This is a genomic window from Nostoc sp., from assembly GCF_036917555.1.
GTDB lineage: Bacteria > Cyanobacteriota > Cyanobacteriia > Cyanobacteriales > Nostocaceae > Nostoc.
Genome location: NZ_JBALDD010000015.1, coordinates 162,072 through 177,448 on the forward strand (window position 1 = coordinate 162,072; position 15,377 = coordinate 177,448).

Here is a 15,377-nt window from a genome sequence, read left to right on the forward strand (position 1 = left end):
TGGTGTTAATGACTCACTGTCCTCAAATTCTGCAAGTATTTAAGTCTACTGTTCAAAGTTAGTTGCACAGGATCAATAATTTCCAATTCTGATAAGAATCCCTTCACTTGCTTAGAAGTGCTAGTTTTCAACCATTCCAATAAGTAGGGAATTTCGCTACATCCAGCGATGATACAGTCAACATTAGGCTGGAGCTTGAGTAGCTCAACGAAAAAATGTTCGCCGACTTTACAAGCAAAATTGCAGTCAGATGCTTTTATGCCTTGATAAATAGATTGCATTAATATTGATTGCAATTCATCGTTAGGTTCTAAGCAAACAATACCCACTTCTTGAAGTGGTCGAGAGTAAACACACCCTAGCCGCGTTGCTGTGGTGCATAGAACTAAAGGCCGACAAAAGTTTTGTTGTTGCAAGTATTGTATTGTAGTGTCAATCAAAGAGATCCATTGCAGTCTGAAAAAAATCTTTGAATAATCAATCAGGAGTTGCTGCATCACTTCAGGTAAGAAATAATGAGCGCCATTGCACAGAACGATTAACTCAACAGCTTCAACGCTAGAGCAAATATACTGCATTGCTTCTCGGATAGCGATCGCCAGCATTACCACCAAATCCGGCTCTTGAGATGCACCAATTTGAGTCTTTTGTTGAATGGCTGTAGTCCGATTAGGCAGCGAACAAGCTTGAAACAGAACAATTTCTCTACTATTCTGGAACATCTGACAGGCTATCTCAAAAGCTCCCAAACCAGCTAGAGGGCCCATTCCACCCAATAGTAGTAAAGGAGGCGCTTGAGTCTGTTTTGGTCTCAGCACAATCACTTCAGTGGGATAACTTTGATCCTCAACAGCTTCTGAGCGTAGCTTTTTATTTTGGGCGATCGCATATAAATATTGTCGAAAATCTAAAGTTGCAGCAATAGTTTGTTGAGCATCATCAAAAAAATATTGAGCTTGAGGTTTAAGGCACGGAAAGCAGATGTTTTGCTGCATTTATTTCTTGTCTCATCTCTATAGTTAGTGCTTCCATTACAGTACCTAACCGAGTCAAGTACTCCTTAAACAAAAGTTTTGCTTGTGTATAGTCAATTGGAGTATTAGTAGCTTCGCTGTACTCATTCAAGGCTTTGACGACCACTTGAAAGTGAGCCACTTCCGTTTCGTCTGCAACATGAACACCGATATAAAATAGAGCTTTCTCTTTTTCTTCAGGGGAGAAGTGGTAATATCTCTCAATTAATTCTGAAACAGCAAATAGGGCTTTAGTATACTCACCGTGGTTATAAATTTCTGAGAACATATTTGTGAGTAACCCCTTGGAAATATCATCTACTACCATATTGTGATATATCCATTTCTGAAAATCACACGCTTGGGGTAAACAATATTCTTTTAATTGCCAAGGATAATTTCCTAAAAAGCTGTTAGCAAAATCTTCATAGAGTGCAGCGTGAGTTACACCTTCGTAATCTAATCCCAAATCTTCGTGACTAGTTTCAGCATTGAAGGCGCTAGCTAACAATAATTGTTCCCGTTCTTGAGTATCTCTCGTTAAAGCAAGACGTTGTAAACGACAAGATAGCCCATATATAGCTAACATTTTCAAGTGCGTAGCTTTCCAGGAATTAAAGACTGTGGCTAATATTTTGTTTGACCAGCAATGCGTAGGTAAAAGCTCAAAAAAGTTTTCACAATGTTGCAATGGCTCACTAGCTTCCGAGAAACTCTGACGAAAAGCCTGTTTCAACTTTTCGTCAGAAACCATGTTGATAATACTGCTAACCGTGCTAAAAATGCTAGATGTTGATGTGATCATAGATATAGATGTTAAAGGCTCCCTTTTCACCAGGAGGATTGTATGAATCTTTTTCAAGCTAATATTGGGCATATTTTTCAGGTTGTCAGCAATAGAATCCGTTACCAAAATTCAGACTTACAGAGGTTTAAAAATTCTCATGTAAATGAATAAAAATTAAAAGAGTAAATATGAATTTTTTGGATAGCTTTTGCAAATACCCTTGCTCTAGAAATTTATTAAAGCATTTTCTTTGAAATCAAACAAGTACATAAATGTCATATATTTATCTCTGCTGCAAGATATTTTTAGTTACTGCCTCACAGATTAGTTTTTTGTCACTATATTAAATATCACAACTTTGAACAGACAATGTTATAAATATTATTTTTGTACATTTAACATATATATAAATAATTTGTCAACAGATAATATTTATATATTTAGTTAAAATATATTAACTTTGATAACAGAAAATTAAATATTGCCATATTGGGAGACGATTCATTGTGAGCGGTAGTTTATTGTTATTTAAACTAGCTCAAAACAATGATTGCCTAAGAAATTATCAAACGCTATGCAGCTAATAAAAGAGATTTTCAATACCTGAATTTAAGCCAGATTTATTTTATTTACAGGGTGTTGATTTTAGCTATGTTAACCTCAGTAGTGCCAATCTCAGTGAGGCTAACTTGAGTTGTACCACTCTGGTTTAGACAGATTTAAATCGAGCAGACTTCCAAAAAGCCAATTTGCAAAATGCAAACTTGTTAAATGTGAGTCTACTGTGGGCAAACTTAAGTCCCGCTAATCTAACTAGAGTAAACTTAACCAATGCTCACTTAAATTATGCCAGGCATGGATTCTGTCTGCTTAAGAGAGGCAAATTTAACAAAGACTAATTTAGAAAAGGCTTGTTTGACTCAAGCAGATTTAACTGGGGCAAATTTGTTTAAAGCAAGTCTCAAAGCTACAGACTCTACTGGTGCTATGTTTGATAATGCCAATCCGCGTCAATCAAACTGGGAAAAAGCGATTTTGTCTACTGCTTCTTTACGACGACTTTATTTAGAAGGAGCGCAATTACAGGATACTATTTTAAACGGAGCAGACTTAACACACTCAGATTTAATTAAATCAGACTTGAGTAATGCAGATTTGAGTGATGCAATTTTACGTCAAGCTGCCTTGGAGTTAGCCTTTGCTCAAAGGGCAAAACAGTACCAGCTTGTTGAACCTTGACTAGTTTGCGACAATTGTAAACCTCTGTAGGTCTTTTTATGCCATCTACGCTAATAATTGCTTTGTATTCCCAATAATTTTTGGCACTTCGGCTGATACTGAGAATGCAAATCTGCTGGCGTAGACCTTCGTAGACAGCGTAATTGCGGCATACAGATGCAAAAGCCGGATGTACCACGGAGAAAGGTAGTATTAATAGCAACAGAAATATTATGTATTTAATCCTGCTCAGAAAAAATTGTTTAACATTATTTGGAAATATTATTAAATTTTTCAACTCTTTGAGTTGATTCAATTACTTTTCCTAGTTTGACAGACCAGAGATGAGCAGCAGCAAAAAAGCTCACAATGCTTTATGTGCTATTTTCCACTAAAGTTTACTAAGCTAAATTGAACCATGCCCAAACACCTTCTCTACTTTGAGGGTAAACGTTTAGTACAACACGGCTTAAATAAACCACCGATTCCAAATCAATCAAACGCTTACACTGTATACCTGTTTGAATTTTGAATTTTAAATTTTGAATTTTGCCTTGCAGTACTAGTGCGTCTGTTCATGTACCATACCCTAATACCAATTCGTAATATCTTACGGTAAGCTGCACTTAGTGCATCTATTGAATTGAGAAAGTCAGATCACATCTGGCTGGGTTCCCACCATTTGTATCTGTAGTCTTATTTTGGAAAATTGATATAACAATAAATGTGCAAAAAAAGTCAGTCGTAAGGACGATAAAATTGCAACCAAAAACAAATTTTGAGCAATCTGGGATTACACGCTGTTTTGCAGCAATACTGCTCTTTGGTCAAGTGTGGCTACATTTACTCCAAGGGAAAACCTACTATCGCAAGATTTTGCAACATCTTGTTACCGCTGGACCAGGTTCTATTTCTCCAGTTCTCCTTGTCAGCTGTTTTGCAGGAATGATTTTTACTATTCAGATAACGAGGGAATTAGCCCGATTTGGGGCTATCGATGCAGTGGGAGGTGCATTTGCCTTAGCTTTTTGTAGAGAATTAGCTCCAATTTTGACCGCTAGTATTATGGCGGGACAAGTAGGTTCTGCCTTTGCAGCAGAAATAGGTGCAATGCGAGTCACTGAGCAAATTGATGCACTTTATATGCTCAAAACCGATCCAATTGATTATCTAGTACTTCCTAGAGTAATTGCTTGTTGTTTGATGGTACCTTTGATGACGATTTTGGCTTTAGTTACAGGCATCATTGGCGGAGTTTTTGCCGCATCAAAGTTCTACCAAATTATTCCCGAAACATTTTTAGAATCAGTCAGAAATTTTTTAGAACCGTCAGATTTGTTTATTATTTTGCTAAAAGGGTTTATTTTTGGAGTGCTGGTTGCTGTCATTGGCTGTAGTTGGGGTTTAACTACTAGAGGGGGAGCAAAGGAAGTAGGAGAATCGGCAACAAAAGCAGTTGTTACTAGTTGGGTATCCATTTTTATTATGGATTTTTTCCTATCTTTACTGCTGTTTGAACAGCCTGCATTTTGAACCCAAGTAAGTATTGAACAAAATTTTCAACTTTTTAAGAAGTTGGGAATTTGAACTACAAAGTAAGTTGTGGGTAAATAATACTGCTTCTTCCTTTAAAGCATTGGCACAACCCAACCCAGGCATTGCTTGCTTTCTCGGATATACTTCATCACGTTAACGGAATTTGGGAATATATGAACTTGTAGATTAGCGCACCCAAAGCTAAACCTCCCAATGAAAAGATAGAGGCAGTCGAAAAAGCTAGACCTTCTTTAAGACCCGCTATTTGAAAGTCTATTCTGACTAATATAGTCGCTGAAATGATGAGTAAAGTATCAAGAAATACCCGAAACCAGGCAATCATGATAAAGAATGAAAAAGCTGCTAAGACGGCAACGCCGAAAGACCTAGTATTTGATTGAAGAAAAATACTGTAGTAATATGTCATCTTCGGCCAAGGAGCAGTCAACGTTACGATTAAAAGCAAGATAGCAATTACAGTTGCCACCCACACAAATATAGGAGCACGTGTTTCTGATATTACCCAGCCCAAAGTACTGTAACTCACCAGTACTAGTGCCAGGGACACCCAAGGAACTCTTTTCCAAATTGACATGGGTTTATATTTCTAGTACAGGGTTAAGGTCTTATCGCATAAATTAAGTGTAGTAACTCAAGACTTTATTTTGCTTGAGGACTTGCTCAGTTTATGATGGTTATTCTCCCTTCACCATATCCCAGCCCAATATCAAAGAAGTTTTTTCCGATACGGGTATCAGTGAGACAAGAAACTAGAAGTTCTTACAGATAAAATTATGTAGATTTTGAATATATGGCTTAAACTAGTAAGTTTAGCATCATATTTTTATAGCTTCAATCAATAGATTTTTATGCTGTTCCCAAGAAAGCCGAACAAGTTTGTCGAGAATTGCGGTACAAATTAATTAAAGATTTGTAAACTGTTAGCAGCCTAGTAGCCGCGTGTCACATCTTGTTAAGGAATTATCATGAGACAACTTGTTATTGCTGAACGCGTATGCCTCATTGGTCATATCGCGTCAAAAGCCTTTGGACTGGTAGGGATGCTACTGGTAGTACCTAATGCCGAAATAATTTTCAATTTATCGCAGGTAGGTGAAACTGCCATACAGTTAAGTATGGCTGGCGGCGGTGTAGTTGATATCATCTTAGGGACAATAGCTGTCTCCATTTATGCCTACCGGACGTTGGGATTAGGAACTTGGCTAGCATTTATGCTACCAGCTATGTTTATCTCTTTAGGGAGTGAACTACTGGGAACTAGCACAGGGTTTCCATTTGGTGATTATAGCTACCTGAGTGGCTTGGGTTATAAGATTGGGGGGCTAGTTCCTTTCACAATACCCTTATCTTGGTTTTATGTTGGGCTGTCGTCTTACTTAATAGCGAGAACTGGTTTGAAAGTGGCTCAAAAACCCAGTTGGGGACGCCATATTGCTGCAATAGCCGTTGGTGCTTTACTCTTCACTTGCTGGGACTTTGCCCTTGAGCCAGCTATGAGTCAATCTTCTCTGCCCTTCTGGTATTGGGAACAACCAGGAGCTTTCTTTGGAACACCTTACCAGAACTATGTAGGTTGGTTTGGTACTAGCGCCCTGTTTATGAGTGTGGCAGGATTATTGTGGAGAAATACCTCGATAAAATTAGAGCGATCGCAACTAAATCTGCCCTTAGTCGTTTATTTAACTAACTTTGCCTTCGCCGCCGGACTCAGCTTGGCCGCTGGATTCTCCATTCCTGTATTACTCGGCTTATTGCTAGGTGTGATTCCGGCTGTGGCGCTGTGGTTAAGGAGTTCAACCACACCTACTCAAGTTACTGTTGAACCAGTAACCAAAGAAGTATCAGTAGCAAAGGTTGAAGTTGCTTTGAAATAAGCCTATTTGGGAACTGGGGACTGGGGACTGAGAATTGGGGAGGGAAAAGGGAATAAACCAATACCCAATACTTCGACTTCGCTCAGTACAAGTGCCCCATGCCCCATGCCCATTTATGTTGTATAGTAGCGATTTTAATTGTTAAGTATTTTGACAACAGTAGACAACGCTTCGATAGTGGAAAGCGCAATTTCTCTTTTATTGCTACTTATCCAAGTACCAGCAACGGCGATTCTGTTTTCGCGGCTGCTAAAGGGGCCAAGACGCCATCCTCCAATAGAACCCCAACAGCCGACACCTGAGCTTTTGGGTAAGGTTAGTATCGTTGTTCCCACACTGAACGAAGCGCTTCGTATTAGCCCTCTGTTGGCTGGTTTAAGTCAGCAAAGCTATGAAGTTCGGGAAATTACGGTTGTAGACAGCAAATCTAGTGATGGCACCCCCGACTTAGTAAAAGCCTCACAGCAGAAAGATCCGCGCTTTCGCCTGATGACAGATGATCCCTTACCCTCTGATTGGGTGGGGCGCCCTTGGGCGTTACATAACGGTTTTCTATATAGCTCAGAGGCTAGTCAGTGGTTTCTGGGGCTGGATGCTGATATCCAACCGCATCCTGGTTTAGTTGCTGGTTTGGTGAAGACGGCCGAAGCACAAGGCTACGATTTGGTTTCTCTTTCACCCCAGTTCATCCTCAAATATCCTGGGGAGTGCTGGCTACAACCGGCTTTGTTGATGACTTTGCTTTACCGATTTGACCCAGCGGGGATCACTACAGAGCAACCAGAACGGGTAATGGCAAATGGGCAGTGTTTTTTGTGTCGTCGCTCCGTTTTAGCTGCTGTAGGTGGTTATAGCAGTGCGAAGAGTTCTTTTTGTGATGATGTCACGTTGGCACGCAATATTGCTATTCAAGGTTATAAGGTCGGCTTTTTAGATGGCGCAAAGGTATTAAAGGTACGGATGTATGAAGGGGCGATGGAGACGTGGAAAGAATGGGGGCGGAGTCTCGATCTCAAAGATGCAACTTCTCGCTCTCAGTTGTGGGGAGATTTATGGCTACTCACATCTGTTCAAGGTCTACCCCTTTTAATTGTCCTGACTTTTTTGTTGATTTCTCCCACACTCTCATATTCGCCCACTCCCCCATTCCTGCTGTTGGGACTGAATTTATTTCTGTTGGTGATTCGCTTTGCGATGCTAATAGCGATCGCACCTTCTTACGATCGCACAAACGCTAAAGGCAGTTGGTTATTCTGGCTTTCCCCTTTGGCCGATCCCTTAGCTGTGCTACGAATCTTCTTATCTGCATTCCGCACCCCACGCGAGTGGCGAGGACGCAAGTATATATAATAGTGGGGCATTGGGCATTGGGCATGGAGAAGAGACAAGGTAGACAAGGAAGAGGGGGAAGACAAGGGAGAGACTTGTTCAATAATTCCCCCTTGTCCCCAATTCTCCCCTGCTCCCCTGCTCCCTGCTCACTCCCTTACTCCTCTTCACCTCCTACTTGATCCCCGCGTTCCAATTCCCAAAGAATTTGATTTCCTTCACGGCGTACCCGTGACACTATCCAGTTTCGCCAGCGCCATTGATCTCCACGACTGGTGACAGCGCTGGCATGGACATCCATCAAGTCTGCTAACTCCGAACTGGTGATTAAGTAGCCTTTTTCAGAAATTTCGTCAGCTATACGCAGAGTTTCGACCAAGCTGCGGAGTTGCAAAACCCTCATTTCTGGCGGTTTTTCATCGGTTACGGCCGCAGTTGGCCCAGTTGATAGTTCCATAACGGTTATTTCTGGTGCAGAAGTACTGATTTCTTGCGGACTTTGGTTAGTTATTCTAGAGTTTTTTTCATAATCAGCTACTTTTGCTACATTTAGTTCATTTGTGGAAGGTAAAGATTTATAAAAATCTGTGGAAGATAATTGTTGTAGGGAAAGGGTTTTGCCACTTGCATAAGTGCGAGCGATCGCATCACAACGTTCGTTACCTATGTTACCAGAATGTCCCCGGACGTGTTGCCATTTTACTTGTTGGGTATTGAGTTCATCTAAGATTTCTAAAAGGTCTTGGTTTTGGACGGGTTTACCATCTGACTTTTTCCAGCCTTTATTTTTCCAGCCTTTCACCCATTTGGTAACGCAGTTAATCAGGTATTCGCTATCGGTATGAAGGGTGATGGGTTGGGCTTGTTGAGATGTTTGCAGAAATTGAAGGGCGGCGATCGCAGCTTGCATCTCCATTTTATTATTAGTGGTATGAGGGGATGCATCGCCCATTTCGTGGATTGAGCCGTCGCTGAAGTAGACGACAACACCCCAACCGCCAGGGCCAGGATTACCGGTGCAAGCACCATCGGTATATATGCTTTGAATTATGGGTTGGGTGGACATCTTAGAGTATCGAACCGCGAAGGTAAGAGTGATTAGCGGCGAATTTTTTTAACAATATCCAGGCTATTATACTGATAAAAACTCTTAATTTTTACTCCTGAATTCTGACTTCGGAATTCTTCTTTAATCCTCATCATCAGGCAAATTTTCCATTTCTTCAGTAATTAACGCCTGAAAATCTTTGTCACAATGATTATACAGATGAACCGCAGCAGCTAAGAGTTCTACGAGAATTTCAGCTTGTTGGTTATATTAGCAGTTAAACTAGTTCAACTGTAACTGGTTAATTAAGGCTTGTACTTTCAGGCATTCTGTACCTAATTCAGCAATCAAGATACTGAGGGTTGAATTGGTGACTGCAAGAGGGCGATCGCTATCTGCATATTTTACTTATTGTCCCAATCTTTTACGTGCTTGTTGGATTGCCTAGTCAAAAGCACAAATCTCTTTTTCCCAATACTTAATTAAACCTTCGTCAGGAAAACTCTTCTCTGATTCCAGTCTAATCTTTTCTTGATGTTTGGTAATTCTTTGAGCTAAAGATTCAATCGTCTTTTGATGGTGCTTCTTACTCATTACTCAGAACGATAAGCAACACGGAGACTTTGGATTAAAATTACCAGAGATGCGATCGCCATTAACCCGCCCCAAAACCAGTAAGGTAAAAGCAAATATCGCTGCATTTGCGCTGTATCAGAAATTCCAAGGGGGCCAGCAGAACTACTAAATAGATAATCAAGTTGATGGTACGTACTTACACAAGCTTGTACACCCAAAAATTGAATCACAAACCCTTGCGTCCAGCGAGGTGCTCTTAAGGCAATACCTAAGATTATTAAACCTAGTAAGGGAATTGCCACCAATCCAAACCAGGAACGCACCCAAATTAATGTGGACAACAGCAAAAAACTTCCTAAAATTTTCAAACAGAGGGTTGCTGCTCTAAAACTGCGGGAAGCCAGAATCAAAGCTGCACCGGCAAGAGGCGGCCCCATTGGCCCGGCTGCGGCGATTATTGCCGGGACAATTGGCGCCAACGACGACCGGATGCCATAAGTTGCGACACCAGAACCATTGCTAAAAATCTGCAACTTCTGAAACTGTCCCCCTAATAGCAGTGCCATTAAACCGTGGCCCATTTCATGAAACCAAGTTGCCAGAATGGTAAATGGGTATAAGATATAATCCCCTCCTGGTACTTGCCACAATAAAGCAGTTGCGATCGCTGCTGCAACTAGCCAGGTTAGCCCCATACGTTCAACAACTGGCGGGGCTTCTTTGGTGAGCAAGGTTTTAAAATTTTTACTTGGTTCCCTCATAGGTCACTCATTGGCAGTGTATTTCCATCCATCCTAGTGTAATTATTCAGGTAATGGAGTTGCTGGACAATGCAACAATTCGCACCTGGAAGCGACGGCTGTCAACTATAGCGCTATCAATAAAAAGTAGCCATACCAGAGTCGATGTGGGCAGAGATACCAATATTTCGGATGCGTGTTCGGGGAATTATAAAATTTCCTTTTGTTCAAGCGACAAACAGTCACCAACTGAGTGGTGATATATTGTATTATTTATGTATTATAATTATAAGACAAGGCTGATAATACAGAAAAACCGTTGATTGTTGCCCTAGCTGACGTTTAAAATAGGTATTCAAGCGGAGGAAATGAAAGCTTGAAATTGATATTAGTAGCTCCCGACTCTTTGTTGTGTGCAGCCTTTGAACAGCATTTTAATTACTTACCCAATGTAGAAATAGTGAATAACTATTTCGAGTGGTTGCCGGATTTTGATTGTATGGTCAGCTCTGCTAACTCTTTTGGAATGATGGATGGTGGCATAGATGCGGCAATTATTTGTTTTTTCGGTCATTCCTTAATGGCAAGAGTTCAGCAGCGCATTCTTGAGGATTATTTGGGTGAACAGCCTGTGGGAACATCAATGATTGTGGAAACAGGTCATTACAAGCATCCTTTTTTGGCTCATACACCCACTATGCGAGTTCCCATGATTATTGCTGGGACAGATATTCCTTATACAGCGATGTGGGCCATGCTGCTGGCAGTTCGACACCATAACCAATACGCTAGGCAAAAAATTAACATCATTGCCTGTCCTGGATTGGGTACAGGAATAGGACGAGTGCCATATACCGAAGCTGCTAGACAGATGGCATTAGCTTACGATCATTTTCTCTATCCACCCAAGCATCTTAATTGCATAGTTGCAGCAGAAAGACAACTTCAGATATGGGAAGGAGGAAATTTTAGGTAAAGTTTAAAAAACGCCCTAGCGTATTATATTGCTGGGGCGATCGCTACTCCAACTAGATGACAGGTAAACACTTCTAGAGAAATCTTAAATCATTCGTAAAAAGCTAGTAAATAACTTAATTATCGAAGCTATTATTGTATCGCTGATGTCACTCTATATTTAAATCTTTGTAACTTGCGCTCCCATCGGAAAAACAAACTTTCCTCATCCACCTCATCTGTCTCTTCACTTTCATTAATGAGGTCTTGGTTTTTCTCCTCTAATTCGCGCATATACTTCCTGAGCATACCCCCAACAGCGATCGCTCTACTTTTATGTAGCTGACGGGTTAACTCTAAAAACCATTCTCTATCACTTACCAAATCTGACTCTTTCACCTGATACTTGAGAATTTCTGGAATAAGTCGTGATGGGTTATGATGTTTAGCGATCACACTAGTATGAATAATTGGCTGGTAATCAATTCGTAAGCACTGCTGCCACAATGCTACCCATTTGGCATGAGAAAGATAGCCATGACTGAAATACGAAGGCGGCACCATTGCCAAAATATGTAAATGCGGATGTGCTGAGACTCCATCTCTACCTTTAGTGACTTCTGTGGACTTCACCCAACCTTTCGCAGGCCATGCTTTCAATTCAGTGAATCGCTTAAAAGCTTTATTCATCGAATCTAAGTTTTCCCTGAGTTCCTCAATCTGGCAATTCCTTATAGTCAAAGTAACAAATAGCCAACGGTACTTGGGGTAATCAGTGACAACCTGTGGGAGAATTTTATAAGCTCTTGCTTTCCACATGAGCGATCGCCGCCACTGACAAACAGGACAGTGACGAACCCTACAGAATCGGGCATCTGATAGCTTTAACTTGAGAATACCTTCCGCTTCGTCTGGCACTAATTGAAACTTCAGCAACTCGGAACACATTCTTACTCGCCAAGCATACTGCTGAAAGCAATGTTCGTCTGCTTTAGCGTAATAATGGAAAACTTTATCAGTATTAGCTCTATGCTTGTCCCAGATTTTACCTATAGGCGAAACTTCGGATAAGCTTTGTACATTTTGATTTTGTTGGGACTTTAAGGCTTTAGCGAACACAGAATCACTGAGTCAGTTTGGTATCAACGTCCCAAATTAACGTAATTTATACGGTAAAACCTCAGTAAAAGTATTTAGGTAAATATGTAGGGCGATCGCAACTCTCAACTCTATGACTGGTAAACACTTTTATCACATTGGCTTTGGGCAAGATGATTTAGGTTCATCGCCTCCCAGCATTGCTCTATTATCTGGCGATCCAGAGCGATCGCGTCTCATTGCCCAAACTTATTTACAAGATGTACGCTTGTTGTCAGAAAATCGTGGACTCAATAGCTATGTGGGATACTTACTGAATGGTCGCAGCATCTTATCAGCTACAAGTGGTATGGGTGCGCCTTCATTAAGTATTGTAGTTAATGAGTTGGTACAAGTAGGAATCCGGCAAATTATTCGCATTGGAACTTGTGGATCAATTCAATCTTATATACCAGTCGGTAGCGTTGTTATTAGCAGTGCAGCATTATGTCGCCAAGGTGCAGCAAATGATATTGCACCTGTGGAATATCCAGCCGCAGCCGATCCTTTTCTGACAGTCGCTTTAGTTAAAGCTGCACGAGAATTAAAGGTTGAACATTACATGGGAATTACGGCATCAGTTGATACTTTTTACGAAGGACAAGAACGCACTGATTCAGCCAATCCAAATTTAATGCGATCGCTGCATGGCATTACAGAAGAATATCGGCGCTTGAATATCTTAAATTACGAGATGGAATGCGGCACACTGTTCAAAATGGCAGGAGTGTATAATTTTGCTGCTGCTGCTATTTGCGGTGTAGTTGCTTCGCGTACTGATAGTGAAAATATCATTATAGAACAAAGAGATGTCGCTGTTAAAAATGCGATCGCAACTGCTGTAAATGCAGCAGCAAGCTTTGAGTAAACTAACAAATCTCTCTTATCAACTTCTTAGTATGTCAGATTGAATTTGCTCTAAGTATTTTTATCGTGTCTTTACCTAATCTTTAATTTATTAATCAGTAATTATCGGTAAGATGTATTGAGTAAAATGCAATTTCATCTTGACTGAGATATATTATATAAAACTTTATTAGCTAACTTAAAACTACAAAAATTGGTTAAAAGTATCTTGTTTTCAACAGAGAGAATTTGAATTTTTATTTGTTAATTAAGAAAAACTCAGTTTTTATAGGTATTTTCAATCAGGTGAGGTACAAGTATGCGAATAGACCTAACCCCCTTCCCGAAGCGGGAAGGGGGAACAATTCAAAGCCTCTCTCCTTTTAGGAGAGAGGTTTGGAGAGAGGTCAAAATTGTACCTCACTGGGTTGAGAACCGCTATATATTAGAAAACTGTGCTTTTAATGTTTTACAGCCACCATGATGAGTTTAGCTATTAAGAGTAATCACAAAAATTGGAGAGCAGTATAACATGAAGAATGCTTGGAGGCGTTGGATTACGACCGTTAAACTAGCTGCAATTGCACTAATGCCGACGCTGATATTTTTAGCATTCTCTGATCGGGCAACAGCAGACGATCCAGGAGCGTGTTACATGATAACTTCCTCTGGTAAAACCGTTGGATTGGGAAGGATTTGTGGCAATATTATAGCCGCACCTTCAGACAACAGAGTTTTTCGAGTCTCAATCAAACGCCGTTTTGGTGGAACTCCTGTGATTGATGTCACCTTCAACGACGAAAAAACCTTTGAAATGATTGTAGATACAGGTGCTAGTGGAACCATTATCACTCAAGATATGGCGAATACACTTAAAGTACAGGCTACAGGTACAATGCAAGCCCAAATTGCTGATGGTAGCGAAGTAAAATTCTCAACCAGTAAGGTAAAATCTATTGCAGTAGGTGGAGTTATAGCCAATAATCTTCAAGTAGCGATCGCACCAAAAGCCAGCATCGGCTTATTAGGGCACGATTTCTTTGGTAACTATGATATTAAGATTCTGGAAACAGAAGTTGAATTTCATCACCGCTAAGTTATAATACCATCGAGACAAGTGTTTGCGATTTGTAAAGATTTTACTTGCAGTATAAAAGATTTACGCAAACAGCCGATATGACATTGTAGTTGGCCAAGTATTTTTACATACAAGGACAGACAACCTATGTCAGTTGAAGGTATTGACGTTTCTGATTACAGTGAAGATATCAATTGGGAAAAAGTGAAAAGTCAGGGTATTCACTTTGCTTATGCCAAAGTGAACTACGGAACCTATAAGCAAGATACTCGGTTTGTTTCTTACTGGCCTGCAATAAAGAAAGCTGGTATTATTCGTGGAGCTTATCTCTTCTTTCGTCCTTCTGAGGAGGTTGACCCACAGGTAAAAATGTTTGCTCAAGCCTTAGAGATAGAACCAGGCGATCTCCCGCCAGTCGTAGACATTGAACAAGACTATTACAATCATGGACAGAACGATCATTGGGATGACTTGAGTTCCACAGAAAAGCTTAACCTAATTACCAAGGTCTTAACTGCAGTGGAAGTTACTACAGGTTACAAACCGATCATCTACACTGGGCCTAGCTTTTGGGACGATAAGATCAAAACCTCACGCTTTGCTGACTATGACCTGTGGATTGCACATTTTGATACAGACACTCCTACTATTCCAGGTGGGTGGAAATTTCAGACTTTCCACCAATACAAAGGCGACCTGACTGGTTTTCCTGGTATATCAGGTGATGTAGATCGGAATAGATTCAACGGTGTTTTGAATCGTCTCCAGGCTTTAACCGTTCCTGCTGTTTCACTTCAGGAAGGTCGCATCGGTCCGAAGGTGAAGAAGTTGCAGCAGGCTTTAAAAAAAGTTGCTCAAGACTCAACTCACCCAGAATTCGATCCAGGAGCGCCAGATGGTATTTTTGGCCCAGCTACTAAAAAGGCTGTTATCGCTTATCAGCAAGCTAACAGTTTCACAGCTAATGGCATTGTTGCCCCTGGAGACAAATTAGCGATCGCTTAAGTTAAGCTTGATTGTCAAAAAAATCTTGATGGTTTGCACTAACGCGATTAATCATGTATCTAAGTTACGTTTAATGTGAATTAAGCTTTGAAACCCTTGTAATTTCATAGGTAATCCCAAAACTATGATTTTGAGCGAATCTAGAAACCTTTATAGAATAAGCGGCGTTTCTAATTCACATCAGACGTAAGTTATACGAACCCAAAAAAGGCATT

The 15,377-nt window shown here is 40.5% G+C and carries 17 protein-coding genes and 1 pseudogene; 11 read left to right on the top strand and 7 right to left on the bottom strand.

Annotated elements, in window-relative coordinates; translation table 11 throughout:
* Positions 1-5: 5 nt before the first annotated feature.
* Together V7K60_RS05805 and V7K60_RS05810 are read right to left on the bottom strand one after the other, a co-directional pair.
* Positions 6-995 (bottom strand): aspartate/glutamate racemase family protein, encoded by a 990-nt coding sequence (locus V7K60_RS05805; protein WP_334923701.1) that lies wholly within the window; start codon positions 993-995, stop codon positions 6-8.
* On the bottom strand, positions 964-1,767 hold the full coding sequence (locus V7K60_RS05810; RefSeq protein ID WP_334923703.1) for a hypothetical protein: 804 nt from the start codon (positions 1,765-1,767) through the stop codon (positions 964-966). The genes V7K60_RS05805 and V7K60_RS05810 overlap by 32 nt, the downstream gene beginning before the upstream one ends.
* A 632-nt stretch (positions 1,768-2,399) precedes the next feature.
* Between V7K60_RS05810 and V7K60_RS05815 the strand changes: the two genes are divergently transcribed.
* From V7K60_RS05815 to V7K60_RS05830, 4 genes and pseudogenes are all read left to right on the top strand, one after another.
* Positions 2,400-2,513 (top strand): pentapeptide repeat-containing protein, encoded by a 114-nt coding sequence (locus V7K60_RS05815; RefSeq protein ID WP_334923932.1) that lies wholly within the window; start codon positions 2,400-2,402, stop codon positions 2,511-2,513.
* Positions 2,514-2,528: 15 nt separating this feature from the next.
* Positions 2,529-2,699 (top strand): annotated as a pseudogene (locus V7K60_RS05820) (pentapeptide repeat-containing protein); the annotation flags it as partial.
* Positions 2,656-3,039 carry a pentapeptide repeat-containing protein gene (locus V7K60_RS05825; protein WP_334923705.1) on the top strand — a complete coding sequence of 128 codons (384 nt, stop codon included), beginning with the start codon at positions 2,656-2,658 and terminating at the stop codon, positions 3,037-3,039. The pseudogene V7K60_RS05820 and the gene V7K60_RS05825, both read left to right, overlap by 44 nt.
* A 738-nt stretch (positions 3,040-3,777) precedes the next feature.
* Positions 3,778-4,551, top strand: coding sequence for an MlaE family lipid ABC transporter permease subunit (locus V7K60_RS05830; protein ID WP_334923707.1), 774 nt, complete (start codon positions 3,778-3,780; stop codon positions 4,549-4,551).
* Between the two features lie 151 nt (positions 4,552-4,702).
* Here V7K60_RS05830 and V7K60_RS05835 read toward each other — a convergent pair whose 3' ends face one another.
* Positions 4,703-5,149 (bottom strand): hypothetical protein, encoded by a 447-nt coding sequence (locus tag V7K60_RS05835; RefSeq protein WP_334923709.1) that lies wholly within the window; start codon positions 5,147-5,149, stop codon positions 4,703-4,705.
* Positions 5,150-5,540: 391 nt separating this feature from the next.
* Between V7K60_RS05835 and cruF the strand changes: the two genes are divergently transcribed.
* Positions 5,541-6,449, top strand: coding sequence for a gamma-carotene 1'-hydroxylase CruF (gene cruF / locus V7K60_RS05840; RefSeq protein ID WP_334923710.1), 909 nt, complete (start codon positions 5,541-5,543; stop codon positions 6,447-6,449).
* A gap of 150 nt (positions 6,450-6,599) precedes the next feature.
* Positions 6,600-7,799 (top strand): 2'-O-glycosyltransferase CruG, encoded by a 1,200-nt coding sequence (gene cruG / locus V7K60_RS05845; protein ID WP_334923712.1) that lies wholly within the window; start codon positions 6,600-6,602, stop codon positions 7,797-7,799.
* A 136-nt stretch (positions 7,800-7,935) separates the two neighbouring features.
* Here cruG and rnhA read toward each other — a convergent pair whose 3' ends face one another.
* From rnhA to V7K60_RS05860, 3 genes are all read right to left on the bottom strand, one after another.
* Positions 7,936-8,844 carry a ribonuclease HI gene (gene rnhA / locus V7K60_RS05850; protein ID WP_334923714.1) on the bottom strand — a complete coding sequence of 303 codons (909 nt, stop codon included), beginning with the start codon at positions 8,842-8,844 and terminating at the stop codon, positions 7,936-7,938.
* Positions 8,845-9,270: 426 nt separating this feature from the next.
* Positions 9,271-9,420, bottom strand: coding sequence for a hypothetical protein (locus V7K60_RS05855; protein ID WP_334923716.1), 150 nt, complete (start codon positions 9,418-9,420; stop codon positions 9,271-9,273).
* Positions 9,420-10,163 carry a M50 family metallopeptidase gene (locus V7K60_RS05860; RefSeq protein ID WP_334923718.1) on the bottom strand — a complete coding sequence of 248 codons (744 nt, stop codon included), beginning with the start codon at positions 10,161-10,163 and terminating at the stop codon, positions 9,420-9,422. The genes V7K60_RS05855 and V7K60_RS05860 overlap by 1 nt, the downstream gene beginning before the upstream one ends.
* A 355-nt stretch (positions 10,164-10,518) precedes the next feature.
* Between V7K60_RS05860 and V7K60_RS05865 the strand changes: the two genes are divergently transcribed.
* Positions 10,519-11,118, top strand: a complete 600-nt coding sequence (locus tag V7K60_RS05865) for a macro domain-containing protein (RefSeq protein WP_334923719.1) — start codon at positions 10,519-10,521, stop codon at positions 11,116-11,118.
* Between the two features lie 131 nt (positions 11,119-11,249).
* Here V7K60_RS05865 and V7K60_RS05870 read toward each other — a convergent pair whose 3' ends face one another.
* A complete protein-coding gene (locus V7K60_RS05870; protein ID WP_334923721.1) occupies positions 11,250-12,215 on the bottom strand; it encodes a protein rep in 966 nt (321 codons plus the stop codon).
* Between the two features lie 112 nt (positions 12,216-12,327).
* Here V7K60_RS05870 and V7K60_RS05875 point away from each other — a divergent pair, with 112 nt between their 5' ends.
* The 4 genes from V7K60_RS05875 to V7K60_RS05890 all read left to right on the top strand — a co-directional run bounded on the left by V7K60_RS05875 (position 12,328) and on the right by V7K60_RS05890 (position 15,162).
* Positions 12,328-13,101, top strand: coding sequence for a nucleoside phosphorylase (locus V7K60_RS05875; protein WP_334923723.1), 774 nt, complete (start codon positions 12,328-12,330; stop codon positions 13,099-13,101).
* Between the two features lie 297 nt (positions 13,102-13,398).
* Entirely contained in the window at positions 13,399-13,563 is a 165-nt protein-coding gene (locus V7K60_RS05880) for a hypothetical protein (RefSeq protein ID WP_334923725.1), read from the top strand.
* 48 nt (positions 13,564-13,611) lie between these two features.
* Positions 13,612-14,175 carry a retropepsin-like aspartic protease family protein gene (locus tag V7K60_RS05885; RefSeq protein WP_334923727.1) on the top strand — a complete coding sequence of 188 codons (564 nt, stop codon included), beginning with the start codon at positions 13,612-13,614 and terminating at the stop codon, positions 14,173-14,175.
* 129 nt (positions 14,176-14,304) lie between these two features.
* Positions 14,305-15,162 (top strand): GH25 family lysozyme, encoded by an 858-nt coding sequence (locus V7K60_RS05890; protein ID WP_334923729.1) that lies wholly within the window; start codon positions 14,305-14,307, stop codon positions 15,160-15,162.
* The last annotated feature ends 215 nt before the right edge of the window (positions 15,163-15,377 follow it).